Consider the following 24,620-nt stretch of genomic DNA (forward strand, 5'->3'; position numbering starts at 1 on the left):
CGTTGCAATCGTGCCTTTACCAAATGGTAAAAAACAGGCGCGCCGGACGGGAGCCCGGCCCGGAAAAACAGCAGACCGCAGGGGAAGCAAGATGGCGATATCGGGAGAGAACCTCCGGATCGACGGCGACCGGCTATGGGACAGCCTCATGGACATGGCCAAGATCGGGCCGGGCGTCGCGGGCGGCAACAACCGCCAGACACTCACCGACGAGGATGCCGAGGGCCGCGCGCTCTTCAAGTCCTGGTGCGACGACGCAGGGCTGAGCATGGGCGTCGACACCATGGGCACCATGTTCATGACGCGCGAGGGCACCGACCCCGATGCGCTTCCGGTCTACGTGGGCAGCCACCTCGACACGCAACCCACGGGCGGCAAGTACGACGGCGTGCTGGGCGTGCTCGGCGCGCTCGAGGCGGTGCGCTCGATGAATGATCTGGGCATCAGGACGAAGCACCCGATCGTGGTGGTCAACTGGGCCAACGAGGAGGGCGCCCGCTTTGCGCCCGCGATGCTGGCCTCGGGCGTCTTCGCCGGGGTGCACAGCCAGGATTACGCCTACGGGCGCAAGGATCTCGAGGGCAAGACCTACGGCGCCGAGCTCGAACGCATCGGCTGGAAGGGCGACGAGGAGGTGGGCGCGCGCAAGATGCACGCCTATTACGAGCTGCACATCGAGCAGGGCCCGATCCTCGAGGCCGAGGGCAAGGACATCGGCGTCGTCACCCATTGCCAGGGGCTATGGTGGCTGGAGTTCACCCTCACCGGGCGCGAGGCCCACACCGGCTCGACGCCGATGGAGATGCGGGTGAACGCGGGGCTCGCCATGGCGCGGATCCTCGAGACGGTGCAGGAGGTCGCGATGGCGGCGCTGCCCGGCGCCGTGGGCGGCGTGGGCCAGATGCAGTTCTCGCCCAACTCGCGCAACGTGCTGCCGGGGACGGTGGTGTTCACCGTCGACATCCGCTCGCCCGACCAGGCCAAGCTCGACGGCATGCGCGCCGAGATCGAGACGCGCGCCGCGGCGATCTGCGACGAAATCGGCGTCGGCTGCGCGGTCGAGGCGGTGGGCCACTTCGACCCGGTGACCTTCGATCCCGAGCTTGTCGGCAATGTGCGCAAGGCGGCCGAGGAGCTGGGCTATTCGCATATGAACCTGATCTCCGGCGCGGGTCACGACGCCTGCTGGGCGGCCAAGGTCGCGCCCGCGACCATGGTCATGTGCCCCTGCGTGAAGGGCATCTCGCACAACGAGGCCGAGGAGATTTCAAAGGACTGGGCCACGGCCGGGGCGGAGGTCCTGTTCCGGGCGGTGCTCGAGACGGCGGAGATCGTGGAGTGATCTGAGACGACGAAACCGGGGGACAGCCCGTCGCCATCGGGCTTGAAGCGATGGCGCCACGACGGCGACCCCCGGGTATTTCAGGCCAGTAGAAGACCGGGGAGCGCTCTGGTCGAGGGAGCAAGCAAATGACCACAGTCATCAAGGGCGGCACGGTTGTCACCGCGGATTACAGCTACGAGGCGGACGTTCTCGTCGAGGGCGGCAAGATCGTCGGGATCGGCCCGGACCTGAAGGGCGACGAGGTGCTCGACGCCACCGGCTGCTACGTGATGCCGGGCGGGATCGACCCGCACACCCATCTCGAGATGCCGTTCATGGGCACCTATTCCTCGGACGATTTCGAAAGCGGAACCCGCGCGGCGCTGGCGGGCGGCACCACCATGGTGGTGGATTTCGCGCTGCCGTCGCCGGGGCAGGGGCTGCTCGACGCGCTGCAGATGTGGGACAACAAGTCGACCCGCGCCAACTGCGACTATTCCTTCCATATGGCGATCACCTGGTGGTCGGAGCAGGTCTTCAACGAGATGGAGGCCGTGGTCCGGGAACGCGGCATCAACACCTTCAAGCACTTCATGGCCTACAAGGGCGCGCTGATGGTGAACGACGACGAGCTCTACGCCTCGTTCCAGCGTTGCGCCGAGCTGGGCGCCATCCCGCTGGTCCATGCCGAGAACGGCGACGTGGTGGCGGAGCTGTCGGCCAAGCTGCTGGCGGCGGGCAACAACGGGCCCGAGGGCCACGCCTATTCCCGGCCGCCGCAGGTCGAGGGCGAGGCCACCAACCGCGCCATCATGATTGCCGACATGGCGGGCGTGCCGCTCTACGTGGTGCACGTCTCCTGCGAGGACAGCCACGAGGCCATCCGCCGCGCCCGTATGCAGGGCAAGCGGGTCTGGGGTGAACCGCTGATCCAGCACCTGACTCTCGACGAAAGCGAGTATTTCGACAAGGACTGGGACCACGCCGCGCGCCGGGTGATGTCGCCGCCGTTCCGCAACAAGATGCATCAGGACAGCCTGTGGAACGGCCTCGCGTCGGGCTCGCTGTCCTGCGTGGCGACGGACCACTGCGCCTTCACCACCGACCAGAAGCGCTATGGCGTCGGCGATTTCACCAAGATCCCGAACGGCACCGGCGGGCTCGAGGACCGGATCCCGATGCTCTGGACCTATGGCGTGGGCACCGGGCGGCTGACCAAGGAAGAGTTCGTCGCGGTCACCTCGACCAACATCGCCAAGATCCTCAATTGCTACCCGACCAAGGGCGCGATTCTCGTGGGCGCGGATGCCGATATCGTGGTGCTCGACCCGGAGAAGTCCAAGACCATCTCCGCCGCCTCGCAGCAGTCGGCCATCGACTACAACGTCTTCGAGGGCAAGGAGGTCAGGGGCCTGCCGCGCTTCGTGCTGACCCGCGGCAAGGTTGCGGTCATGGACGGCGAGATGAAGACCGAGGAAGGCCACGGCAAGTTCGTCAAGCGCGAGCCCGCCGGGGCGGTGAGCCGGGCGCTCTCGTCGTGGAAGGAACTGACCGCGCCGCGCCCGGTGCAGCGGTCGGGGATCCCTGCGAGCGGAGTCTGACTTGTCCCTACTGCGGAACGAAACGCTCGAGTTCGGGCAGAAGGACGACGCTCTCCTGCTCGTGCGGGTCGGTGCGGGCGAGAACGCTCACCACCTCGACGTTGCCGGTGTTGATCGGCAGGTGGGGCACTCCGGCGGGAATGTAGACGAGATCGCCGGCGGTGGTCTCCATCATGTTCTCGAGCTCAGGGCCCCAGTACATGACGGCGCTGCCCTCGATCACGTAGATCGCGGTCTCGTGGCTTTCGTGCATGTGGGCTTTGGCGCGGCCGCCGGGCGGGATGCGCAGCACGTGCATGCAGATCCCCAGCGCGCCGCTGGTCTCGCGCGAGATGCCTTCGAGGTAGTTGAACCCCTGCTTTCCCGCGTAGCTCTCTCCGGGGCGAAGCTTGCGGCAACGGGCGGGCGTTTCGGTCATGGCACTGTCCTTCCGGAGGCTGCGGCATGATGGATGGCACTCCGAAACCCGCCGCTGCGTCAACCGTGATCTCCGCCAGCGCGCTCAACCTGACCTTCGAGACCAACGACGGGCCGGTGCACGCGCTGAGGGACGTGAACCTCGAGGTGGGGAAGGGCGACTTCGTCTCCTTCATCGGGCCCTCGGGCTGCGGCAAGACCACCTTCCTGCGGGTCATGGCCGATCTCGAGCAGCCCACGTCGGGCACCGTCCTGGTGAACGGCGTTACGCCCGAAGAAGCGCGCAAGGCCCGTGCCTACGGCTACGTCTTCCAGGCGGCGGGGCTTTACCCGTGGCGCACCATCGGCGGCAACATCCGCCTGCCGCTCGAGATCATGGGCTACGACAAGCGCGTGCAGGCCGAACGGGTGAAGGAGGTCCTGGCGCTGGTCGACCTCGCCGGGTTCGAGAAGAAATATCCGTGGCAGCTGTCGGGCGGCATGCAGCAGCGCGCCTCCATCGCCCGGGCGCTGGCCTTCGAGGCCGACATCCTGCTGATGGACGAGCCCTTCGGCGCGTTGGACGAGATCGTACGCGACCACCTGAACGAGCAGCTTCTGGCGCTCTGGGCGCGGACGCAGAAGACAATCTGCTTCGTCACCCACTCTATCCCCGAGGCGGTCTACCTGAGCACCAAGATCGTGGTGATGTCGCCGCGTCCGGGGCGCATCACCGACGTCATCGAAAGCACGCTCCCGCGCGAGCGCCCGCTCGACATCCGCGACACGCCGGAGTTCCTGGAAATCGCCCACCGCGTGCGCGAGGGGCTGCGGGCGGGGCACGCCTATGACTGAGCCGTGCGCCCCTTTCGTTGCGGCAAGGCAAGCCCCTGGCGCTTTCCGGCCGCCGGTGGCGCGCCAGCGATGGGCGCGGGCGGCTGGCGCGCGTTCCAGCCTTCAGCGCCACCGGTTCTCCGGCCTGTTTCGAATTTCAGGATACGGAAAGACGCCTTCATCTTCCCGAAAACATTCGAATTTTCTTTTCTGTCGCCGCTATTCCGGTCGAGTATTCGAGGAAAGATGAAGGCATGGGGAGGATCGGCATGAACACAGTGCAGCACAGCCCCCGGCTCGCAGGGCCGGATGATGTCCCGGGGATCGCGGCGGTGCTCAACCGCTGGATCGACGAGACCACCTGGATGCCAAGATCCATGCCGCCATCCGATATCGAGGATATCATCCGCACGGCGCTTCCGGACCGCAACATCTGGGTGCTCGGCGATCCGATCGAGGCCTACCTGTCGCTCGATCCGAGGGTGTCGAAGATCGGGGCGCTCTATTGCTCGCGCACCGGGGAAGGCTGCGGCAAGGCGCTGATGGACCGCGCCAAGGAAGGCCGGGATTTCCTCTGGCTCCACACCAACGTCCCGAACCTCGGGGCGCAGCGCTTCTATCGCCGTGAGGGCTTCGAACCCGTCGGCGGCGAGATCATGCCCGACCCGCCCGAGACCGTCCCCGAGATCCGCATGGAGTGGCACCGTTGAGAGCTGTCGTGCCCGTGCTGACCGTCGTCGCGGTGATCGTCGCGATCTGGTACGCGGCCGCGGTCTGGCTCAACGCGCCCTGGGCGCGGGACATGGCCGCGCGGCAGGACCGCGAGCTCGGGGCTGCGGAGCTGGTGGTCGACACCTGGAGCCAGGACAAGCCGAAGCTGCCCGCACCGCACCAGGTCGTCACCGAGCTCTGGGAGACCACGGTCGAGAAGAGCGTGACCTCGAAGCGCAGCCTCGTCTACCACGCCTGGGTGACGCTCTCGGCGACGCTGGCGGGCTTCGGGCTCGGCACCGCGCTCGGGTTCGCGCTGGCGGTGGGCATCGTCTACATCCGTGTCATGGACATGAGCGTCATGCCCTGGGTCATCGCCAGCCAGACCATCCCGATCCTTGCCATCGCGCCGATGATCATCGTGGTGCTGAACGCGGTGGGCGTCTCGGGTCTGCTGCCCAAGGCGGTGATCTCGATGTACCTGAGCTTCTTCCCGGTGGTCGTGGGCATGGTGAAGGGGCTGCGCTCGCCCTCGGCGATGCAGCTCGACCAGATGCGCACGTGGAATGCCACCAGCGCGCAGGAGTTCGTCAAGCTGCGCCTGCCATCGTCGATGCCCTACCTCTTCGCCTCGCTGAAGATTGCCATGGCCGCGAGCCTCGTCGGCGCCATCGTGGGCGAACTGCCCACTGGTGCCGTGGCAGGGCTGGGCGCGCGCCTGCTGGCGGGCAGCTACTACGGCCAGACCATCCAGATCTGGTCGGCGCTCTTCATGGCGGCTGCGGTCGCGGCTGCCATGGTCGGGCTGATCGGCGTGCTGCAGCGGGTCACGCTGCGGCGCATGGGGCTGGACCGATGACTGCGCGGGCGCTGGTCTCGCGCGCGCCGCTGGTGGCCTTCCAGATCGCGCTGGGGGTCGCCCTCGTGGCCAAGGGGCTCGTGTCCTCGGGCGTGGGCACCGCGCTGGTGACGCTGGCGCTGTTCGCGGTGTGGATCGGCGGCACGCTCCTCAACAGCTGGCTGGCGGCGCGCCCCGGCGTCTTGCGCTTCAAGGCCTTCGCCATTCCTCTGGTCTTCGGGCTCACGCTGCTGGCGATGTGGGAGATAGCGGTGCGGGGCTACGGCGTCTCGACGGTGATCCTGCCGCCGCCCTCGGCCATCGCGGTGCGGTTCTCGCACTCGCTCCCGATCCTCTGGGAGGATTTCGTCCAGACCGTGATCAAGGGCGCGCTGAGCGGCTTCGTCATCGGCTGCGTCGCGGCGCTGGTGACGGCGGTGGTGGTCGACCGCTTCGACTTCCTGCGCCGCGGCCTGCTGCCGGTCGGCAACTTCGTGGCGGCGCTGCCGATCATCGGCATCGCCCCGATCCTCGTGATGTGGTTCGGCTTCGACTGGCAGTCGAAGGCGGCGGTGGTGGTAGTCATGGTGTTCTTCCCGATGCTGGTGAACACTGTCGAGGGGTTGCACGATACCAGCGCCATGCAGCGCGACCTGATGCGCACCTATGCCGCCGGCTACTGGACGACGCTCTTCAAGTTGCGCCTGCCGGCCGCCATGCCTTTCATCTTCAACGGGCTCAAGATCGCCAGCACGCTGGCCCTGATCGGCGCCATCGTCGCTGAATTCTTCGGCTCTCCCGTCAGGGGCATGGGCTTCCGGATCTCCACCAGCGTCGGGCTGCTTGCGCTGGACCTGGTGTGGGCTGAAATCGTGGTGGCCGCGATCGCGGGCTCGGCCTTCTACGGCGCCATCGCGCTGCTCGAGAAGGCCGTCACCTTCTGGCACCCCTCGCAGCGGGGCCACGGACACTAGGACCAACGACAAGAACCAACACGGAGGTAACGATGACAACATTGACCAGACTGGGCGCCCTCGCGGCGCTGTCGCTGGCCGCAGGTGCGGCCCACGCGGCGGACGAGATGACGCTGCAGCTCAAGTGGGTGACGCAGGCCCAGTTCGCGGGCTACTACGTGGCCGCCGACAAGGGGTTCTACGAGGAAGAGGATCTCGACGTCACCATCAAGCCCGGCGGTCCCGACATCGCGCCGGTGCAGGTGCTGCTCGGCGGCGGTGCCGACGTGATGGTCGACTGGCTGCCCTCGGCGCTTGCGGCGCGCGAGAACGGCGCCCCCATCGTCAACATCGCCCAACCCTTCAAATCCTCCGGCCTGATGCTCACCTGCCTCAAGGAGCACGGCATCGAGACCCCCGCGGACTTCCCCGGCCACATGCTGGGCACGTGGTTCTTCGGCAACGAACTGCCGCTCTATTCGTGGATGTCCAAGCTCGGCTACGCCACCGACGGCTCCGAGGGCGGCGTGACCATTCAGAAGATCAATTTCAACGTCGATCCGCTGCTCCAGAAGCAGGTCGAGTGCGCCACCACCATGACCTACAACGAGTACTGGCAGGTGATCGACGCGGGCCTCACGCCGGATGACCTCGTGGTCTTCAAGTACGAGGACGAGGGCATCTCGACGCTCGAGGACGGGCTCTACACCACCGAGGAGAACCTTGAGGACCCCGAGATGGTCGACAAGCTGGTCCGCTTCGTGCGCGCCTCGATGAAGGGCTGGAAATACGCCGAGGAGAACCCCGACGAGGCGGCCGACATCGTGCTCGAGAACGACGCCACCGGCGCCCAGACCGAAGTCCACCAGAAGCGCATGATGGGCGAGATCGCCAAGCTGACGGCGGGCTCGAACGGTGCGCTTGATCCGGCGGACTTCGAGCGTACGGTCGACGTGCTGCTGTCCTCGGGCGCCGATCCGGTGATCACCGCGAACCCGGGCGACGCCGCATGGACCCTCGCGATCACGGATGAAGCGCTGAAGTGACGGTCCCCGGTCGTGTCGCCGCTCTCCGGGGCGGCGGCGGGCTCTGCCAGAGGCAAAACGAATGAGGGGGTGGCTGCAACTGCCACCCCCTTTTCTGTTGATAATCAATCTTAAAAATGGTGACGCGGCCAAGGTTGGGGACGGGCTGCGCCAAACTGGGGATGGAATGCTCCCTACGCGCGGCGATTCGTAGACCGCCCCTGTGACAGGCGCGTGACGTTGCGATGAAACCGACCCTAGCGGGCGGGATTCGCCAGCATGGCGAGCAGATCCGCGGTCCGGAAGGGGCGGTGCAGCACCGTGAAGCCCGCCGACTCGCCGCGTTCCTCGGCCTCGAACCCCATCAGCACCACGCGTGCCTGCCGCGCCGCCAGCGCGCTGCCGAGCGCCGAGGCCTGCGCCGCCTCGGGCGACATCGACATCACCGCAAGCGTGATCTGCGGATGTTCGTCCAGCGCGGCAAGGGCCGCGGCCTCGTTGGCGGGCAGGACGATGCGCGCGCCGGGATGGGATTCCTCGAGCGTACTGGCGATGTCTTCGGCAACCACGGGGTCGTGGACGAAAACGAGAAAGGAGAGCGCCGGGAACATCCGGTCATTTAGAGTCATATCGGCCTACGCTGAGAGTTCAGCTGCACTGTGGAACGAAATTGCTGACGCAGCATTAAACTGTGACATAGGCAGCGCCGAGATGGTTCCCCATGAAGATGATTTCCTGTCACGACTGCCCGCTTCACGACTGCGGGCCCTTCATTCCGCATTCCGAAGAGGAGAAGACTTTTCTGAATGGCTTCAAGGCGGGGGAGATGTCCGTCGAGCCGGGCACCCAGATCCTGCTGGAAGGATCCAACGCCCCGCAGATCTACACCGTGCTCGAGGGCATGGGTCTGCGTGAAAAGACACTCGAGGACGGTCGCCGGCAGGTGATCAACTTCGTGCTGCCCGGCGACCTTCTGGGCCTGCAGGCCGGCATCATGGGCGAGATGCAGCACACGGTCGAGGCGGTGACGCGGATGCGGCTCTGCGTGTTCCGGCGCGAGAGTTTGTGGACGCTGTTCCGCAACCGGCCCGAGCTGGCCTTCGACCTGACGTGGATCGCCGCGGCCGAAGAGCATTTCCTTGGCGAGACGGTCGCCACGCTGGGCCAGCGGGGCGGCATCGAGCGCGTGGCCTGGGCGCTGGTTAAGATCTTCCTGCGCCTGCGAGAGCTCGAGAAGGGCACCAAGGAGGCGGTGCCGATGCCCTACCGGCAGCAGGACCTCGCGGATGCGCTGGGGCTGTCGCTGGTGCACACCAACAAGACGCTCAGCCGGCTGCGCGCCAAGCGCCTTGCGGACTGGTCTGCGGGCACCCTGCGCGTGCCGGACGTGGCGGCGCTGGCCGAGGTGGCGATGACGGACCCCGAGGCCTTGCCCCGGCGTCCGTTCCTCTGAGCCCGCGCCCCGTCGCGGGTCAGCGGCGGAGCGTGTCGCCGTAGGCGATCTTGGGGCTGAGTTCGATGATCTTCTCGAACTCCGCGTCGGGGTTGTCGACCCGGGCGGCGATGATCTCGGCTGCCTTGCGACCGATCTCGGACCGACAGGCGTCCATGGTGGCGAGCTTGCGGGGCAGACCCTGCAGCAGTTCAACGCCGTTGAACCCGGCAAGGCCGATGTCGCCGGGGATGTTGCGCCCCTGCTCGAGCAGGTAGAGCAGCCCGCCAGCGCCGATCATGTCGTTGGAGTAATATAGGAAATCGAGCTCCGGCTCGCGGGCGAGGATGGTCTGGGTCATCTCGCGGCCCTTGGCCAGCGCCGACCCGCCCGAGTAGAACTCCTGCTCGATCACCTCGATGCCGCCCTTGGCGAGCGCCTCGGTGAAGCCCTCGAAGCGTTTCCGGGCGCGGTAGTCGAGCGGCATCTTGGTGCCGAGGAACCCGATCTTCTGGTAGCCCGCGCGCAGGATCGCCTTGGCCATCTCGCGGCCCGCCCGCCGGTGCGAGATGCCGACGGCGGTGTCGATCGGGGTGCCGTCGGTGTCCATGATCTCGACCACGGGGATGCCGCTGGCCTTGAGCATCGCCTTCGACGCCTCGCTGTGCTCAATGCCGGCAATGATCACGCCCGAGGGCCGCCACGACAGCATCTCGTAGAGCACCCGCTCTTCCTTTTCAGGCTCGTAGTCGGTGACGCCGACGACCGGCTGCAGCTCGGTGTCCTCGAGCACGCTCGAGATCCCGGCCATGACCTCGGGGAAGACCATGTTGCGCATCGAAGGGATGATCACGGCCACGAGGTTGACCCGCTGGCTGGCAAGGGCGCCGGCGATCTTGTTCGGCACGTAGCCGAGCGCCTTGGCGGCCTCAAGCACCTTCGCCCGCGTCGTTTCGGAGACGTCCCCGCGGTTTCGCAGCACCCTGCTGACGGTCATCTCGGACACTCCCGAGGCTTCAGACACATCTCTCAGGGTGAGGGGGCGGGGATCGTCGTCTGCCACGGCAAGGTCTCCTCAATACAATAATTTGTTGCGATGTTAGCGGGTATTGCGCCGCAGACAAGACACGTATGGCGCGTGCCAAAAATTCCCTCAAGCGGATGACAACCGCCGCGGCAGGCGCTATGGGAGGGCCTGAAGGTCCCGTGGCTCAACCGGATAGAGCCGCCCCTCCCAAGTGGAGGGTCCGGGGCCGAAAGAAGATGGAGAGACATACGCTTAGGAAAAAGGCAGCCTTGCGCGACCCATGTTCCGAACCGTATGAAGGTGAAAATCAGGCCCCGTGGCTCAACTGGATAGAGCAGCCCCCTCCTAAGGGGCAGGTTGCAGGTTCGAATCCTGCCGGGGTCGCCAAAAACACCTGAAAAATATGGCTTATTTACAGGACGTTGTGCGGAAGCGTGCAAAAAGGCCTGTGAGCTTTCAGGCCGAAATCGGCGGAAACGGCCGATTTCTCGTACAAAACCTGTACAAAATTCGCACGTTTGTGCGTATCTTGGGAGGCAATCATGAGCCGCCATAGCTTTGACCCGAAATCGCGGGAAGTGTTGGCCTGAACGCGGCGGTGATTTTCCAGAACATCACCTTCTGGATCGAGAAGAACCAAGCCAATCGCCGCAACCTTCGCGACGGACGGTATTGGACCTACAACTCGATCTCGGCCTTTAGTGAGTTGTTCCCCTATCTGAGCGAAAAGCGGATCCGAACAGCACTCGAAAAGCTGGTCAGCGCAGAGCTGATCATCAAGGGCAATTTCAGCGATGACCGTTATGACCGGACCTGTTGGTATGCCTTGAGCAACTCCATTTGCCCAAATGGTCAAATCGATCCGACCGAAAGGGAAGATGATGCATTTGCTCCTGAGGGCAAGCCATCTGCCCCAGAGGGCAAATCCTATAAGAACAGATATAAACTATATCAAAAACCAAATCTTTCGCACGCGAAGGCGGCGGTGGAGGATGAAGTTTCTGAAAAGATTATGTCCGCCTATCCGGAGGATCGGCTCTGTTGCACAAATCGCGTGAGGGATTCATCCCGTGAATCCAGAGTGGTAGCAGGGATGCATGAGCAGACCCACACCCACGACCTACAGGACCAGGAACTGGCCAGCCTACAATGAGGCGCTCAAGTGCCGGGGTTCGCTGACGATCCACTGACCGGCAGTGCATTGCGCAGCAATGTCACGAGAGGTTGGTTCGACCCCGAGATGAACTGGAATGCCGCGCCGACAGGCAGGCGCGGCCGCCAGCAGACCTTCAGTGATGCTGCAATCCAGACGTGCCTTTCGATGAAGGTGCTGTTCGGCATGGCGTTGCGGCAGACGACCGGCTTCGTCGAGAGCCTGCTGCGCCTTGTCGGCCTCGACTGGACGGTGCCCGACTTCAGCACACTGTCTCGCCGTCAGAAGACCTTGGCTGTCAACATCCCCTACCGGGGCTCAAAGGGGCCGCTGCACCTGCTGATCGACAGCACTGGCATCAAGGCCGAGGGCGAAGGCGAATGGCACGCCCGCAAGCATGGCGGCCCCAAACGGCGAGTGTGGCGCAAGATCCATCTCGGGATAGATGAGGAAACGCTGGAGGTTCGTGCCGTCGAGATCACCGGGAGCCACATTGGGGACGCGCCGGTTTTGCCCGACCTGCTCGGCCAGATTCCGGCGGACCAGGAAATCGGTAGCGTCACGGCAGATGGGGCCTACGACACACGCAAATGCCACGATGTCATCGGTGACCGCGGCGCCCACGCTGTCATTCCGCCCCGCAAGAATGCGAAGCCGTGGAAGACAGTCACCGCCGGAGCCATGGCCCGAAATGAAGCCCTGCGGGCTTCGAAATACCAGGGCCGCGCGATCTGGCGACGATGGAGCGGATATCACCGACGAAGCCGCGTCGAGACGAAGATGCATTGTGTGAAACTGCTGGGCCAGCGGCTCATGGCGCGGGATTTCGACCGTCAGGTCGCCGAGCTCCAGGTCCGCATCGCTATCCTGAACGGCTACACCGCGCTCGGCATACCCGTCACGGAAGCAGTGGGATAAGTCCGTCCGGGGAAAGGGGAACCTCGGCCATCACCCGATTTGCACAACAGAGCCGCGCACCGCGGCTATGTCCTGACGGCGTTTTCGGTTTCGCAAACAAGGAGATACCCGGCGCGGTGGACCGTCACGATGTCAACCGGGAAAGACCGGATGTGCCCGCGCAGACGGTTTATCAGCACGTCGATGCTGCGGTCCCCCGGGGACCACTCACGCCCGCAGATTGACTGCGTCATCTGATCGCGCGTCTGCAACTGCCCTTCATTCAGCAAAAGCGCATGCAGCAGCCGCGCCTCCGCGGGCGCCAGAATGACATATTGGCCGGGTGTTTCGAGTCGGCGGCTGCGCGGGTCAAATGTCATCCCGGCGATTTCGAGAACACCGTTCGCTGCCGGTTTGGCCGTGTCGGAATGGCTATGAAGCAACTGACGGATACGGCTGCTCAGCTCCAGGGGATTGAACGGTTTGGTCACATATTCGGTGGCGCCAAGCCCGATCCCCAAAAGCTTGTCCCTCGATTTGTCCAATGTGCTGAGAATGATGACCGGGCAGTCGTTTTCGCTCTTGATCGTGCGCAACAACAGCAGGCCGTCACTGTCCGGCAGGCACCGGTCGAGCAGGACCAGATCGAAATGGGTGTCGGCCAGCACGTCTTCAGCCTCGCGCGCCGATCCGACGATGACAAAATCAGCACCGGCCCCGGCGATAATGTCTTCGAGCATAAGTTGCACGATCGGATCGTCATCGATGCAAAGAACAGTGGCTCTCTTTGCACTGGGCAGGGGACGGACCTGATGCATCCGGACGCTCATACCACTGCCTCACCCGCAGTCAGCCGCCGCCAGGACGGCACGTCGCCCAGGTCCCGGTCAAGCGCCGCCAGATGTGCGGCCAGGTTGAGGGGCTGGCCTTCGTCGTTGCAGTCGGCTTCGAGACAGCGCAGCGCGGCTTCCAGGTCCGACAACGCCAGGATCGCGCAACTTCCGGCAAGCCGGTGCGCGGACAGGGTCAGCACATGCCGCGGGGTGTCGTCGGCCCGCAACTGTCGGCGAAACTCCGACCAGCTCGAGGCAAAGACATCAATCATCGCCTTGACGGTACCGGGCGCAAGTCCTTGCAGGCTTTCGGGGGCCTCGCGGCGTGTTGGATGGGTTGAAAAGTGTCGCGACTCCGATCCGAAAATGGCCGACGACAGGCTGACCTGACCGGCCGGTTTGGCAAGCACCTCGTCAAACCCCGTAGACCGACCGACAAGCGCATCGACATTGGCCGTCAGCGCAATGAACTTGGCGCGGCGACGTGTACGTTCCTGCAAATACGCGATCAGTGTCGGGCCGTCCCCATCGGGCAAGAGGTAGTCGACCACATAGACGTCGAACTCGGCTTTGGCCGCCTGTTGCTTTGCCTCCGCGACAGAGGCGGCGCGGGTGACCTTGAGACCGATCCGCTCCAGTTGATGGGCCGTCACATTGGCGCCGATCGGGTCGTCATCGACCAACATGCACGATTGCGCATGCGGCAACTTGCGGGTGGTCTGGCCCGCGGATCGCGGCCCGGTCGCATCCAGAATGTCGGACTGGACAAGCGGCACCTCGAACCACACCAAGGCACCGGCCTCGAGATTCTGATAGCCGATCCGCCCTGTCATGGCCTCGACCAGATGGTGCGAGATGGCCAATCCCAAACCCGATCCGCCATCGCCGGTGTCGCGCGCCATGGTGTCCTCGAAAGGGCGGAACAGGGCTTTCGCGGCATGTTCTGGCAGGCCCGGGCCATGATCGCTCACCTCAAAGCGCAGCGATTCGCCACCCGCATCGTCGGGGACCCGCCGGATCGACACCGCAACCCCTTCCCCGTTGTCCGCTTTTTGCGCATTCGACACCAGGTTGCTGAGCACCTGCTGGATCATGCCCCAGTCAAGATGCGCCGATTTCGGAACATCCGCGCCAATGTCGAAATCCAGCGGTGTCCGGGCGACATTGCGACCAATGACGGCCATGCGGCTGTAGACCCGGATCTCTTCGAACAGATCCGTGTCCGTCGGGCGCGGCACAGGCGGGTCATTTTCGAATTTCGAATAGTTCAGCACGTTGCTGAGCGTCTGGAGCAATGCCTTCCCCGCCGCTTCGATCACGTCGAGAAAGGTTTCTGAACTGGCCTGATCCGCGGTGCGCAACAGTTCGACCGCGCCCAGAACGGAATGCAGCGGGGTGCGTATTTCGTGGCTCATCGTGGCCAGGAACCGCGACATGCCCCGCTCTGACTGCTTGGCTTCCTCTGCATCGCGCCGAAGTGCGGTGACATCGTTCAACAACACCACATTGCCAAGGGCGGTGTTTTCGACCGCATCGTGCAGGGTGCGGGTGCGGACATCGAAACAGCGCGGCCCGTCCAGCGTGTCCAGCCACACCGGTTCGTCCGAGGGGTCGGCGTTTTCCATGATCTTGTCGACCACCGCCTGCAGGGATTTCTTGCGACGCCGCATGGATCGCAGGTAGATGATGTCGCCCGCCTGCGCGTCGCGCCCTAGGAACAGTTCCGCCGCCGCCTGGTTCGCATTCACCAGACCACCACCGTGATCCAGAAGAAAGGCCGCACTCCGCAGACTTTCGAAAACGGCAAAATAACGGTCCTTTTCAAGCGTGGTCGCGCGGGACCGCTCCTGCAATTCACGCAGGCGCAGGTTGTCGTTGTTGTGGTGCCAATCCGCGCTGATGCTCAGTTCGGTGTGATCAAAGAAGTCACGCACCCGGAAAAGTTCCTGCGCGGTCACGCCGCCGGGCAACAGGGCAAGTTCGGTCATGTAGAGATTGCGGAAGTGCTTGAACAAGCCCAGGTACATCTGCAGCGTGATGCCTTGTGACCGGTGAATCCGGGCAATCACGCGCATACGGGCGAAACGCGGATCGGACGCATAGTCCAGCGTCGCCAGCGGCCCGTTTGGCGCGTCCGTGCTGCTGGCAAGGTAACGTCCAAGTGCATCGGTGACGCTGGCAATCGCCTCGACCCAGGCGGCGCGGATCGTCGTGGTAAAGGGGGCGTAGCCGTTCGATTTGGCGATCTCGATGGAGCGATCGACCAAACGGTCGAGCCGCTGTTCCAGAAAATCCGTCAGCGCATCGGTATTGCTGTTGCGTCCGAAACGGGACGGCGTGTCGGTTTGCATGTCTGTCGGCATCGGCATCTCGGCCCGTCGGGCCCTCCCCCAAGAAGCAACGCTTGCCTGCGATAAGACCACCTTATCCCATTTTCGCAAACCCCGGACCCTGTTTGGTTACAACTCGTTTACATCGCGTAACAACTTCGCAGCCTTTGGCGACGACTCCTCCTCTAACCTGAGACTCAATGATCGACCCACAGAACTGGGCGGATAGTCAAAGGGAGGATGAACATGCTGCGCATGAAGCGTCGTGAGTTCCTGCAAACGTCATCACTTGCCGGTGCCGGCGTTCTGGCCGCGAACAAGGCATGGTCCTTGAACCGGCTTGAACCGATCGGAGACACTCTGGCCGAGGAATATCCCTATCGCGATTGGGAAGATCTCTATCGCCGGGAGTTCACCTGGGACAAGATCGGCAAGGCCGCGCATTGCATCAACTGCATCGGTAACTGCGCCTTCGACATCTACGTCAAGGACGGCATCGTCATCCGCGAAGAGCAGCTGGCGAAATATCCCCAGATCAACCCCAACGTCCCGGACGCCAACCCGCGCGGCTGTCAGAAGGGCTCGATCCACTCCGCCGCCATGTATGAGGCCGACCGCCTGCGCTACCCGATGAAGCGGGTCGGCGAGCGCGGCGAAGGCAAATGGCAGCGCATGGAGTGGGACGACATCACAACCGAGATCGCCGACAAGGTGATCGACATCTTCGAGAAATACGGCCCCGGCAAGCTGATGACCCATACCGGGTCGGGCAACCAGTCGATGGTCCGTTTCGCTGCACCCTACCGGTTTGCCTCCCTGGTCGGCGGGGTGCAGCTTGATATCTTCACCGACGTGGGCGACCTGAACACCGGCGCGCATCTGGCCTACGGCAACCCGCAGGAAAGCTTCACCTCGGACGCCTGGTTCGATGCCGACTACATCATGATGTCGCTTCTGAACCCCAGCGTGACACGCATCCCTGACGCGCATTACCTCTGGGAGGCCAAGTACAACGGCGCACGGATCGTTTCGGTCGCGCCGGATTACAACCCCTCGTCGATCCATGCCGATCTGTGGATGCCGATCAAACAGGGCACCGACCCGTTCCTAGCGATGTCGATGGTCAATGTGATCATCGAAGAGGGGCTCTATAAACCCGATTTCGTCAAGGAACAGACCGACCTGCCGGTTCTGGTCCGCACAGACAACGGCAAGCTGCTGCGCGAGGCCGATCTGGTCGAGGGCGGCTCCGACCAGAACTTCTATCACTGGGACATGAACTCCGGTGCCGCCGTGATGCTCAAGGGCACGATGGGGTCCGAGGAAAAGACCATCGCGCTTGATGGTGTCGATCCGGCGCTCGAAGGCACCTTCACGGTCGAGGGGATCGAGGTCACCACGGTCTTTGAAAAAGTCCGGGCAGAGGCGGCGCAACACACGCCCGAAGCCATGGCCGACGTCACCGGCATCGCCGCCGACACCGTGCGGGCCGAAGCGCGCAATTTCGCCAAGGCGAAAAAGGCGATCCTGATGCTGGGCTTCAACGTCGGGCGCTATTCCAACGGCATCTACACCGGCTGGTCGCAAGCGCTGATGCTGGCGCTGACCGGGCATGGCGGCAAGACCGGCGGCATGGACACGTCCTGGGTCGACTGGAACCACGGCTCCTGGCTGTCACTGGCGCTCTACGGGTTCGAAAAACTGCCCCGGCTCGAGCCCGGTGGTCTGGGCGAATTCCAGCGCGGCCATATGATCGAGCACGCGCGCAACTACTACGATGCGGACAAGCTCAAGGAGCGCGTCGGGTTCAACATCGACGAAATGGAAGAGATGATCGACCAGAGTATCGGTGAAGGGTGGATGCCCTACAACGGCGATATGAAGGGGCTGATTTCCATCGCGGACAACAAGTTCCGGCGCAACAAGTTCGTCGACAAGTACCGCGAGCGCATCCTCGAAGAGGTCGAGGAACTGTTTGTCGACATCAACGTGCGCATGGACAGCACGGCACAATGGGCCGACTACCTGCTGCCCGCCGCCAGCCACTACGAGGCCTGGGATCTGCGCGGCGTCGGGTTCCACCGCTTCATCAACGTTTTCTCCAGGCCGGTCGAACCGATCGGCGAGGCAAAGCCGGACTGGGACATCATGGAATTGCTGACCCGCAAGATCCAGGAGCGTGCCATCGCACGCGGGATCGAAGGGTATCAGGATGGCGACGTCAGCCGCGATCTGCACACGATCCACGACGATTTCACCATGAACCAGACGCTTCTGACCGACTACGACGCCACCAAATGGCTCGTGGACAACAGCCCCGAAATGGGCGGTGTGTCTCTGGAAGACGCAGCCGAACAGGGCTTTATCGTGATGAATGCCCAAGGGGGCAACAACCAGCCGATTCCGGTGGACGAACCCTACAACCCCTTCGTGGCCCAGACCGAGAACAAGAAGCCATACGAAACCCTCACCGGGCGCGTCACCTTCTACTGCGACCATCCAACCTTCGAGAAGCTGGGCGCCGTCGTTCCCACCGCGCGGCATCACGCTGGCAGTGAAGCGTCGAACTTCCCGCTGAACTACTACTCGCCGCACACGCGATGGGGCATCCATTCCAACTGGCGGTCCAACAAGTTCATGCTGCGGCTGCAGCGGGGCGAACCCAACATCTACATCAATCCGAAACTGGCGGCGCAAAAGGGCATCACCGACGGCTCCAAGGTGCGGGTCTTCAACAGCGCGGGCGAGTTCTTTGCCCAGGCCAAGTTCTATCCCAGCCTGCCGACCACCTCGATCATGATGGAGCACGGCTGGGAGCCGCATCAATACGAGCAGTGGAAGCCGATGAACAACACCATGGCCACGCTGATCCAGCCTTTGGAACTTGCGGGCGGATGGGGGCACCTCGGCTTCAAGCTCTTCAAATGGAATGCAAACCAGCTCGCGCATGAAAGCGGCGTTGACGTGGAGCCGGCGTAAGAGCCGCGTGAGAGGGAGGAATAAGACATGGCCGTGAAACGTCAGCTCAGCATGGTTCTGGATCTGAACAAATGCATCGGGTGCCACACCTGTACATCCGCCTGCAAACTGCAGTGGACCAACCGCAATGGTCGCGAATACATGTACTGGAACAATGTCGAGACCAGGCCCGGCACCGGCTATCCCAAGAACTTTCACGAGATGGGAGGCGGCTTCGACCAGGATGGCGCCTTGCGCATCGGGAAGGAACCCAGCGCCGAAGACTACGGCGTGCCGTGGGAGTACAACTACGAAGAAGCCTTGATGACCGGCACCGACCCGTGGTTGCGCCCCAATGTCAAACCCACATGGGGCGCGAACTGGGACGAGGACGAGGGGGAGGGCGACTACCCGAACTCCTACTATTTCTACCTGCCGAGGCTCTGCAACCACTGCGAAAACCCGGCCTGCCTGGCGGCGTGTTCGCGGAACGCGATCTACAAGCGCCAGGAGGATGGCATCGTCCTGATCGACCAGGAACGCTGCCGCGGCTACCGCTATTGCGTCTCTGCCTGCCCCTACAAGAAGGTCTATTTCAACGAGGAAATCTCGAAATCCGAGAAATGCATCTTCTGCTATCCGCGCATCGAGAAGGGCCTGCCCACCGCCTGCGCCAAGCAATGCGTCGGCCGCATCCGCTGGATCGGCTACCGCGACGACGAGGACGGGCCGATCCACACGCTGGTGGACAAGTACAAGGTCGCCCTGCCGCTCTATCCCGAGATGGGGACCAAGCCCAACGTCTTCTATGTGCCGCCCCTGTCGCCGCCGAAAATCGACGAGGCCGGTGGGGCCACCGCCGAGTCCCGCGTTCCGCTCGACTATCTCGAAAGCCTGTTTGGCGACGGGGTCAGCGCAGCGCTTGAGACGATCACCGCAGAGCGCGCCAAGAAGGCCGAAGGCGGTGAGAGCGAGCTGATGGACACGCTGATCGGCTACCGTCACGCCGAAATGTTCAAGCTAAGCTGATGTCGGTCGCGGTCACATCACGCCCCCCGATGGGCGACAGCCCCGGACGGGCCCGGGCCAAGGAACGCATCTGGCGCCTGGCGGCGCTGGCCTTCGGACATCCCTCAAAGGAGTTCTTCGACGCCGTCGCCTCGGGGCAGTTTCAAGAGGCATTCAGCGATGCCTGGGCGGATGCGACAGGGTCGCCTTGGCCCACAATGCCTGTCTCGCCGGATTTCGCCAGCTTTGAGGCGGGATATATCAGTGCCTTCCTGCATGGTCATGGGGGCAAGCCTGTTGCCGCCCTTCTGGCCGGCGATCACGAGAGCATTCTTGCCGGTCTGACCCGGCCCTCCTTCATGCTGAACGTCGCAGCGTTCTACAAACATTTCGGCTTGAAGGCGGCCACCGGCGACGAAGGCAAGACCGATGAGCCCGACCATCTCGCCTCCATGCTGGAACTGATGGCCGTGCTCTGCCACTTCGAGGCGAACGCGCTGGCCAAAGGCCACGATGCCTCGGGCTATCGCCGGGCGCAGCGCGATTTCCTGTGCCGCTACCTTGGCCCGACCCTAGAGGCCGTCGCCGGATTGCTGCGGCGCGATCAGGTCAAGCTGCTGGATCCGACCATTGCCCAGCTCGTGCAGGACATGGGCGACTGGGCAGAGGTCCAGATCAACGAATTAGAGGTCAGGGTCGGCCCGTTTCGCGACCCCGATGCGCCCAAAACCGGCAGCTCCCGCGCTGAACCGGCGGCACAAAACCTCTGGGGATAAGGAGACCCACCATGCAAAGAACGCTCGCGACCCTGACCACATTGGTCCTGCTTTCGGCTCCGACCCTGTCCACCGCCCAGGTCGTGGACGATGCGAATGTCAAACTGCTCGAGGCCTATGACACCGTAAAGGTGTCCACCATTCCCGACGGCATCTACCTGCGCACGGTCAACGATCCCGACGATATCATCTGGGAACGTCTGCCCGAATATCGCGTGGCCATGCTGCCCGCCCCGGCGGTGCATCAATCGGTGGAGTTGCGGGTCAATTACGATGCCGAGCCAAGCTATCTCAACATGACCTTGGCCCGGACATCCGACAGGTTCTATGTGCGGCTGCGCTGGGTGGATGACACCAAAGACACCGAAACCGCCTTTGACCGGTTCCGGGATGGCGCCGCGGTGCAGTTCTCCATGGGCAATGACGAGACGTCCTACATGATGGGCGACGGCCCCGACAGCGCGGTGAACATCTGGTACTGGCGCTCCGGCAGCGACACGGTGCAGAACCTCGCCGCAGGCGGCCCCGGCAGCACCACGATGCTGGACGAACAGCCCGTCAGCGGAGAGAGCGACTACCTCGACAAGGACGGCGACCCGAACGAATGGACGGTGGTGATGTCGCGCCCGATCGACGCGGCAGGCGATCACAACGTGTCGCTGACCCGCGAAACGGTGCCGATGGCCTTTGCCGTCTGGCAGGGCGCCGAGAAAGAGCGCGACGGGTTCAAGCGCGTCTCGGACGGCTGGATCATGCTCGACATGGGATCGGAATAAGCCATGGATTTCCTGACCCCCGAAGAAAAGGCAAGTGTGCCCAAGACCGATTGCGGATTGGGCCACGCCTGCCAGTTCTGCCCCAAAGAGTCGAGCTGCACGCTCGACAAGCCCTATCACAACAAGGTCCTGATCGAACGCCGGCTGCAGGAGATCGGCCAGATCATTGTCGTCCTGGCCAACAAGGGCGGCGTCGGCAAAAGCACGGTCAGCGCCAATCTGGCCGCCGGTCTGGCGCGGAACGGATTTCGTGTCGGCGTCGCCGATGCCGACATCCACGGCCCCAACCAAAGCCGGTTCTTCGGATTTTCCGGGGCCAAGATCCGCACCACCAAGGCCGGATTGCAGACCCACGGCTTCGTGGCCGATGGCAACGCGCACCCGGTCGAGGTCGGCTCACTCGCCTTCATGCTCGAAGACGACACCACCCCGATCGTCTGGCGCGACGCCTACAAACATGATTTCATTCACCACCTGATCGGCAGCTTCGATTGGGGCTCTCTGGACTTTCTGGTGGTCGACATGCCCCCCGGCACCGGCAACGAGTTGATCACGCTCTGTGACATGCTCGAAGGCAGCAACGTCTCGGCGGTTCTGGTGACCTCGCCACAGGCGGTGGCCCAGATGGACAGCCTCAAGGCCGGACGCTTCTGCCGCGAACGTGGCCTGCCTGTCATCGGCGCCGTGGTGAACATGGCCGGCGTGCAATGCCCGCATTGCCACGAGGAGTTTCACCTCTTCCCCGACGCCGGCATCGGTGAGGCGCTGGCCAAACTCGACATCGACAAGATCGCTGAAATCCCCCTGTCGCCCGAACTGGCACTTGGGTCCGACCGGGGCGAGCCGATCGTGACCGCGCTGCCCGACAGCGCCGTGGCGCGCGCCTTTGACCCGATGATCGACGCGGTCTCCGCATTAGGGCGCGCCGGGTTTCATCAGGCGGTCGCCGCCACGATGAAGGATGTCTTTGCCGAGAATCTGAACGACGCAGATCTAAAAGAGGCCCTGGCCGCCTTGCCCGCTGGTGCCGTGGGTGCCGACCTTTCAGAGCTGCTGAACCAGGAAGCGAGCAGACTGAAACAGGCCTCGCAACCGGTGAAGGAACGCGGATAAATGGACGGATCAGCTGAGACGATTTCACGTCGTGGATTTTTCCGCGGCCAGTTCGGGGCACGCCCCGAGACGGCACAGGGCTGGTACTCGGTTGTCGGCCTTCCCGCCGGGGCCGACGACGTATTCTGGGATGGCTGGGCGGATGACTCTGGCCTCTTCGTGGTCGGCGACCATGGCGCGATCAACCATTTCGATGGCGAGGACTGGACCCGCATGGCCTGCCCGGCCCCCGTGCCGATCCACGCGCTGTGGGGGACGGATCGGTCAAATCTCTGGGCCGTCGGGTGGATGGGCCTGATCCTGCACCATGACGGAGAGGTCTGGAGCCAGATGCGCGGCTGCGTGGTCGATGCAAAAGGCAAATACGCCTCCGTCGACGAAAACACGCCGCTCTTTGCCATTTGCGGCGGCCCGGACGGGCAGGCCTGGGCCGTGGGGGATCGCGGCATGGTGCTACGGTTCGACGGCACCGACTGGCTGGTCGAAGACGCCGGCACCCATGCGCATCTGCGGGCGGTGATCTGCCTCGACGATGGGCGCGTGATGGCCGCAGGCGGCGACGGCACCGTGGTTCTGCGCGGCACAGGCGGCACGTGGCAGGCGCTCGATTGCCCTGTGGCCTCCAATTTCACGGCCGCTTTGGCCCTGCCCGACGGGCGCGTTCTGCTGGCCGGAGGGCGCTATTTCATCCAGGCCAACGGGTTTCGCGGCGATCTTGTCCTGTGGGACGGCGAGCGCTTTGAAAAACAGTTCTCCGACACGGAGTTCAGCCGCTTCCGGGCTCTCGGCCGCACGAACAAGGGCGTTGTGACGCTTGGCGATGCGGGGCAGATCCACCTGATCGGCGACAACCGCGCCGACCGTTTGCAAAGCGGCACTGGCCACGACCTTCTGGGGCTGGTCGACCTGCCCTCGGGCGACGTGATGGCCGTCGGCGATTACGGCAGTTTCCTCGTGGGCGACAGCGCGGCGCTGACCTGCTTCGCCCCCGCCATCCAGCCCGGAGAAGACCCGTCGAACTGGTCCGAAATGACAAGCGGCACCGACCGCCAGCTTTGGGGGATGTGGCATGATCCCGATCAGGACATGCTCTTTGCCTGCGGCGAGGAAGGCACCGTTCTGGTCCATGATCGCGGCCAGTGGGAAGCGCTGCCGCCCGCAGGCGCGCTTGGCATCCACGATCTGGCGCGCGCCCCGGACGGCGGATTGCTGGCGGCCGGTCAGCTGGGCGAAATCCACCATTTCGACGGCACGCGCTGGCGCATGCACTTCGATCTGCACATGGACGTCACGATCCTGTCGATGTGGACCGACGGAAACGGACAGATCTTTGCCGCCGGCGACGAGGGCCTTGTCCTGCATTGGGCCGGCGACAGCTGGGAGCGGATGCCGTCCGGCACCAAGAGTGCGCTTTATGGCCTCTGGGGGATGGATGCAGAGCATCTTCTGGCCGTCGGGGACTTCGGCCAGATCATGCGGTGGAACGGTACGCGCTGGGACGAATTCAACGCCGGAACCGAACACTTCCTGTTCGACGTCTGGGGGCGGTCGCTGAGCGATATCTTCGTCGTCGGATTGTCGGGCACCATCGGCCATTTCGACGGATCGCGCTGGCACATCACCCCGGCCCGGGCTCGCAACGACCTGCTGGCGCTGACCGGGACCGATAGCGACGTCGTGGCCGTCGGAGCCGCAGGTGCCGCCGCCAGGTACGACGGACAGCGGTGGCACATGGATCCGACAGGTACAACAGCTGGCTTGCGGGCCATCGCCGTGGAGGGCACAGGCCGGTATTTCGCAGCTGGGGACGGCGGGACGATCCTCTGCCGCGACGCTCAATGACCGCCTTTGCGGCCAAGACCGGAGGCTTGATCGCAGACGCCCTCCCGGTCGAACGGCCCCTCGTGGGCTACATCCGGTCCGAGCATCGCGGCGTCGGCGACATCGTCCTGAGCACCGTGGCCGAGCGCCTGATCGCCCAGGGAGTTCGGGTTCACGGCGCCATTCAGGTCAACCGCGACCGGCACGACGGCCGGCGCTGCGACATGGACATCAGGATCCTGCCGGAGGGATCCGAGATCCGGGTGTCGCAAAGCCTCGGCCTTGGCGCGCGTGGCTGCCGGCTGGACAGCGGCGCGCTTGAGATGGCGGTCGCCCGGGTCGGCGCGTCCTTCGGCCCGGCGGCGGACCTGCTGATCGTCAACAAGTTCGGCAAGCAGGAGGCTTGCGGCGCAGGCTTCCGCACGCTGATCGGCGAGGCCATCACCCTCGGCGTGCCGGTCCTCACCTGCGTGAACGCGCTGAACCAGGAGGCGTTCGACCAGTTTTCCGCCGGGCTCCAGATGCGTTTGGACGCCTGCGAAACGACGCTGAACGACTGGTACATGAGCTTGCGTCAGCCTCCCTGACCTCACGGCCGCGCGATCCGGATATCGACCTGCATTCTCCCCTCCAACAACACTCCGTGAAATGCCGCCCAACGGTCAATCTCCTGCGCCACAAGATCCCACCGCATCGATGCGCGGTGACGTGACGACATACGGATGACCGGAGAACCGACCTCGGGGTCGACCGCGGCGAAAGACCGGTTTGACGGGCCGCGTCGCGGCACCAACACGGTCGGATGAATGTCAGC

Annotated in this window: 21 protein-coding genes, 1 tRNA gene and 1 pseudogene; 18 read left to right on the forward strand and 5 right to left on the reverse strand. The window is 64.1% G+C overall.

Annotation, left to right across the window (positions count from 1 at the left end):
* The first annotated feature begins 91 nt into the window (after window positions 1-91).
* Complete coding sequence (locus BLQ77_RS09765; RefSeq protein WP_089958367.1) at window positions 92-1,342, forward strand: Zn-dependent hydrolase; 1,251 nt, start codon at window positions 92-94, stop codon at window positions 1,340-1,342.
* Between the two features lie 128 nt (window positions 1,343-1,470).
* On the forward strand, window positions 1,471-2,925 hold the full coding sequence (gene hydA / locus BLQ77_RS09770; RefSeq protein WP_089958370.1) for a dihydropyrimidinase: 1,455 nt from the start codon (window positions 1,471-1,473) through the stop codon (window positions 2,923-2,925).
* Window positions 2,926-2,932: 7 nt separating this feature from the next.
* Here the strand turns inward: hydA and BLQ77_RS09775 are convergent, their stop codons facing one another.
* Window positions 2,933-3,343 (reverse strand): cupin domain-containing protein, encoded by a 411-nt coding sequence (locus BLQ77_RS09775; RefSeq protein ID WP_089958372.1) that lies wholly within the window; start codon window positions 3,341-3,343, stop codon window positions 2,933-2,935.
* A 26-nt stretch (window positions 3,344-3,369) separates the two neighbouring features.
* Between BLQ77_RS09775 and BLQ77_RS09780 the strand changes: the two genes are divergently transcribed.
* The 5 genes from BLQ77_RS09780 to BLQ77_RS09800 all read left to right on the forward strand — a co-directional run bounded on the left by BLQ77_RS09780 (window position 3,370) and on the right by BLQ77_RS09800 (window position 7,703).
* Complete coding sequence (locus tag BLQ77_RS09780) at window positions 3,370-4,176, forward strand: ABC transporter ATP-binding protein (RefSeq protein ID WP_089958374.1); 807 nt, start codon at window positions 3,370-3,372, stop codon at window positions 4,174-4,176.
* 248 nt (window positions 4,177-4,424) lie between these two features.
* The gene (locus BLQ77_RS09785) at window positions 4,425-4,865 is read left to right on the forward strand and encodes a GNAT family N-acetyltransferase (protein WP_008886734.1); all 441 of its coding nucleotides are present in this window, start codon (window positions 4,425-4,427) and stop codon (window positions 4,863-4,865) included.
* On the forward strand, window positions 4,862-5,725 hold the full coding sequence (locus BLQ77_RS09790; protein WP_089958376.1) for an ABC transporter permease: 864 nt from the start codon (window positions 4,862-4,864) through the stop codon (window positions 5,723-5,725). The genes BLQ77_RS09785 and BLQ77_RS09790 overlap by 4 nt, the downstream gene beginning before the upstream one ends.
* Window positions 5,722-6,678 carry an ABC transporter permease gene (locus BLQ77_RS09795; protein ID WP_089958379.1) on the forward strand — a complete coding sequence of 319 codons (957 nt, stop codon included), beginning with the start codon at window positions 5,722-5,724 and terminating at the stop codon, window positions 6,676-6,678. The genes BLQ77_RS09790 and BLQ77_RS09795 overlap by 4 nt, the downstream gene beginning before the upstream one ends.
* Before the next feature lie 32 nt (window positions 6,679-6,710).
* On the forward strand, window positions 6,711-7,703 hold the full coding sequence (locus BLQ77_RS09800) for an ABC transporter substrate-binding protein (RefSeq protein WP_207545830.1): 993 nt from the start codon (window positions 6,711-6,713) through the stop codon (window positions 7,701-7,703).
* A gap of 236 nt (window positions 7,704-7,939) precedes the next feature.
* Here the strand turns inward: BLQ77_RS09800 and BLQ77_RS09805 are convergent, their stop codons facing one another.
* On the reverse strand, window positions 7,940-8,311 hold the full coding sequence (locus BLQ77_RS09805) for a hypothetical protein (RefSeq protein ID WP_131822005.1): 372 nt from the start codon (window positions 8,309-8,311) through the stop codon (window positions 7,940-7,942).
* Between the two features lie 92 nt (window positions 8,312-8,403).
* Between BLQ77_RS09805 and BLQ77_RS09810 the strand changes: the two genes are divergently transcribed.
* Window positions 8,404-9,135, forward strand: coding sequence for a Crp/Fnr family transcriptional regulator (locus BLQ77_RS09810; protein WP_089958387.1), 732 nt, complete (start codon window positions 8,404-8,406; stop codon window positions 9,133-9,135).
* A 19-nt stretch (window positions 9,136-9,154) separates the two neighbouring features.
* Here BLQ77_RS09810 and BLQ77_RS09815 read toward each other — a convergent pair whose 3' ends face one another.
* Window positions 9,155-10,177 carry a LacI family DNA-binding transcriptional regulator gene (locus BLQ77_RS09815; protein ID WP_089958389.1) on the reverse strand — a complete coding sequence of 341 codons (1,023 nt, stop codon included), beginning with the start codon at window positions 10,175-10,177 and terminating at the stop codon, window positions 9,155-9,157.
* A gap of 274 nt (window positions 10,178-10,451) precedes the next feature.
* Here BLQ77_RS09815 and BLQ77_RS09820 point away from each other — a divergent pair.
* The 3 genes and pseudogenes from BLQ77_RS09820 to BLQ77_RS09830 all read left to right on the forward strand — a co-directional run bounded on the left by BLQ77_RS09820 (window position 10,452) and on the right by BLQ77_RS09830 (window position 12,212).
* Window positions 10,452-10,528 (forward strand) — tRNA-Arg (locus BLQ77_RS09820).
* 211 nt (window positions 10,529-10,739) lie between these two features.
* Entirely contained in the window at window positions 10,740-11,294 is a 555-nt protein-coding gene (locus BLQ77_RS09825) for a hypothetical protein (RefSeq protein ID WP_242661674.1), read from the forward strand.
* Window positions 11,239-12,212: pseudogene (locus BLQ77_RS09830) on the forward strand (IS5 family transposase). The gene BLQ77_RS09825 and the pseudogene BLQ77_RS09830 overlap by 56 nt, the downstream one beginning before the upstream one ends.
* 65 nt (window positions 12,213-12,277) lie before the next feature.
* Here BLQ77_RS09830 and BLQ77_RS09835 read toward each other — a convergent pair.
* Window positions 12,278-13,009 (reverse strand): response regulator transcription factor, encoded by a 732-nt coding sequence (locus tag BLQ77_RS09835; protein WP_089958463.1) that lies wholly within the window; start codon window positions 13,007-13,009, stop codon window positions 12,278-12,280.
* Between the two features lie 8 nt (window positions 13,010-13,017).
* Window positions 13,018-15,387 carry an ATP-binding protein gene (locus tag BLQ77_RS09840; RefSeq protein ID WP_089958460.1) on the reverse strand — a complete coding sequence of 790 codons (2,370 nt, stop codon included), beginning with the start codon at window positions 15,385-15,387 and terminating at the stop codon, window positions 13,018-13,020.
* A 213-nt stretch (window positions 15,388-15,600) separates the two neighbouring features.
* Between BLQ77_RS09840 and BLQ77_RS09845 the strand changes: the two genes are divergently transcribed.
* The 7 genes from BLQ77_RS09845 to BLQ77_RS09875 are packed head-to-tail and all read left to right on the forward strand — an operon-like array spanning window position 15,601 to window position 24,393.
* A complete protein-coding gene (locus BLQ77_RS09845; protein WP_089958466.1) occupies window positions 15,601-18,333 on the forward strand; it encodes a molybdopterin-dependent oxidoreductase in 2,733 nt (910 codons plus the stop codon).
* 27 nt (window positions 18,334-18,360) lie between these two features.
* Window positions 18,361-19,341: a chlorate reductase subunit beta gene (gene clrB / locus BLQ77_RS09850; RefSeq protein WP_089958392.1), complete on the forward strand. Its 981-nt coding sequence runs from the start codon at window positions 18,361-18,363 to the stop codon at window positions 19,339-19,341.
* Window positions 19,342-19,370: 29 nt separating this feature from the next.
* Window positions 19,371-20,096 carry a molecular chaperone TorD family protein gene (locus BLQ77_RS09855; protein WP_089958394.1) on the forward strand — a complete coding sequence of 242 codons (726 nt, stop codon included), beginning with the start codon at window positions 19,371-19,373 and terminating at the stop codon, window positions 20,094-20,096.
* An 11-nt stretch (window positions 20,097-20,107) separates the two neighbouring features.
* Window positions 20,108-20,872 carry an ethylbenzene dehydrogenase-related protein gene (locus tag BLQ77_RS09860; RefSeq protein ID WP_089958397.1) on the forward strand — a complete coding sequence of 255 codons (765 nt, stop codon included), beginning with the start codon at window positions 20,108-20,110 and terminating at the stop codon, window positions 20,870-20,872.
* 3 nt (window positions 20,873-20,875) lie between these two features.
* Window positions 20,876-21,985 carry a P-loop NTPase gene (locus BLQ77_RS09865; protein WP_089958399.1) on the forward strand — a complete coding sequence of 370 codons (1,110 nt, stop codon included), beginning with the start codon at window positions 20,876-20,878 and terminating at the stop codon, window positions 21,983-21,985.
* The gene (locus BLQ77_RS09870; RefSeq protein ID WP_089958401.1) at window positions 21,986-23,827 is read left to right on the forward strand and encodes a sialidase family protein; all 1,842 of its coding nucleotides are present in this window, start codon (window positions 21,986-21,988) and stop codon (window positions 23,825-23,827) included.
* Window positions 23,824-24,393 carry a DUF2478 domain-containing protein gene (locus BLQ77_RS09875; RefSeq protein WP_008884419.1) on the forward strand — a complete coding sequence of 190 codons (570 nt, stop codon included), beginning with the start codon at window positions 23,824-23,826 and terminating at the stop codon, window positions 24,391-24,393. The genes BLQ77_RS09870 and BLQ77_RS09875 overlap by 4 nt, the downstream gene beginning before the upstream one ends.
* Window positions 24,394-24,620: the final 227 nt, after the last annotated feature.

This window comes from Salipiger thiooxidans, assembly GCF_900102075.1.
Taxonomy (GTDB): domain Bacteria; phylum Pseudomonadota; class Alphaproteobacteria; order Rhodobacterales; family Rhodobacteraceae; genus Salipiger; species Salipiger thiooxidans.

Bases quoted from the DNA above. Each gene is read 5' to 3' on its own strand.
- BLQ77_RS09765 (WP_089958367.1), top strand. From the start codon at position 92: ATGGCGATATCGGGAGAGAACCTCCGGATCGACGGCGACCGGCTATGG.
- hydA (WP_089958370.1), top strand. From the start codon at position 1,471: ATGACCACAGTCATCAAGGGCGGCACGGTTGTCACCGCGGATTACAGC.
- BLQ77_RS09775 (WP_089958372.1), bottom strand. From the start codon at position 3,343: ATGACCGAAACGCCCGCCCGTTGCCGCAAGCTTCGCCCCGGAGAGAGC.
- BLQ77_RS09780 (WP_089958374.1), top strand. From the start codon at position 3,370: ATGATGGATGGCACTCCGAAACCCGCCGCTGCGTCAACCGTGATCTCC.
- BLQ77_RS09785 (WP_008886734.1), top strand. From the start codon at position 4,425: ATGAACACAGTGCAGCACAGCCCCCGGCTCGCAGGGCCGGATGATGTC.
- BLQ77_RS09795 (WP_089958379.1), top strand. From the start codon at position 5,722: ATGACTGCGCGGGCGCTGGTCTCGCGCGCGCCGCTGGTGGCCTTCCAG.
- BLQ77_RS09800 (WP_207545830.1), top strand. From the start codon at position 6,711: ATGACAACATTGACCAGACTGGGCGCCCTCGCGGCGCTGTCGCTGGCC.
- BLQ77_RS09805 (WP_131822005.1), bottom strand. From the start codon at position 8,311: ATGACTCTAAATGACCGGATGTTCCCGGCGCTCTCCTTTCTCGTTTTC.
- BLQ77_RS09810 (WP_089958387.1), top strand. From the start codon at position 8,404: ATGAAGATGATTTCCTGTCACGACTGCCCGCTTCACGACTGCGGGCCC.
- BLQ77_RS09835 (WP_089958463.1), bottom strand. From the start codon at position 13,009: ATGCATCAGGTCCGTCCCCTGCCCAGTGCAAAGAGAGCCACTGTTCTT.
- BLQ77_RS09840 (WP_089958460.1), bottom strand. From the start codon at position 15,387: ATGCCGACAGACATGCAAACCGACACGCCGTCCCGTTTCGGACGCAAC.
- BLQ77_RS09845 (WP_089958466.1), top strand. From the start codon at position 15,601: ATGCTGCGCATGAAGCGTCGTGAGTTCCTGCAAACGTCATCACTTGCC.
- clrB (WP_089958392.1), top strand. From the start codon at position 18,361: ATGGCCGTGAAACGTCAGCTCAGCATGGTTCTGGATCTGAACAAATGC.
- BLQ77_RS09855 (WP_089958394.1), top strand. From the start codon at position 19,371: ATGGGCGACAGCCCCGGACGGGCCCGGGCCAAGGAACGCATCTGGCGC.
- BLQ77_RS09860 (WP_089958397.1), top strand. From the start codon at position 20,108: ATGCAAAGAACGCTCGCGACCCTGACCACATTGGTCCTGCTTTCGGCT.
- BLQ77_RS09865 (WP_089958399.1), top strand. From the start codon at position 20,876: ATGGATTTCCTGACCCCCGAAGAAAAGGCAAGTGTGCCCAAGACCGAT.
- BLQ77_RS09870 (WP_089958401.1), top strand. From the start codon at position 21,986: ATGGACGGATCAGCTGAGACGATTTCACGTCGTGGATTTTTCCGCGGC.
- BLQ77_RS09875 (WP_008884419.1), top strand. From the start codon at position 23,824: ATGACCGCCTTTGCGGCCAAGACCGGAGGCTTGATCGCAGACGCCCTC.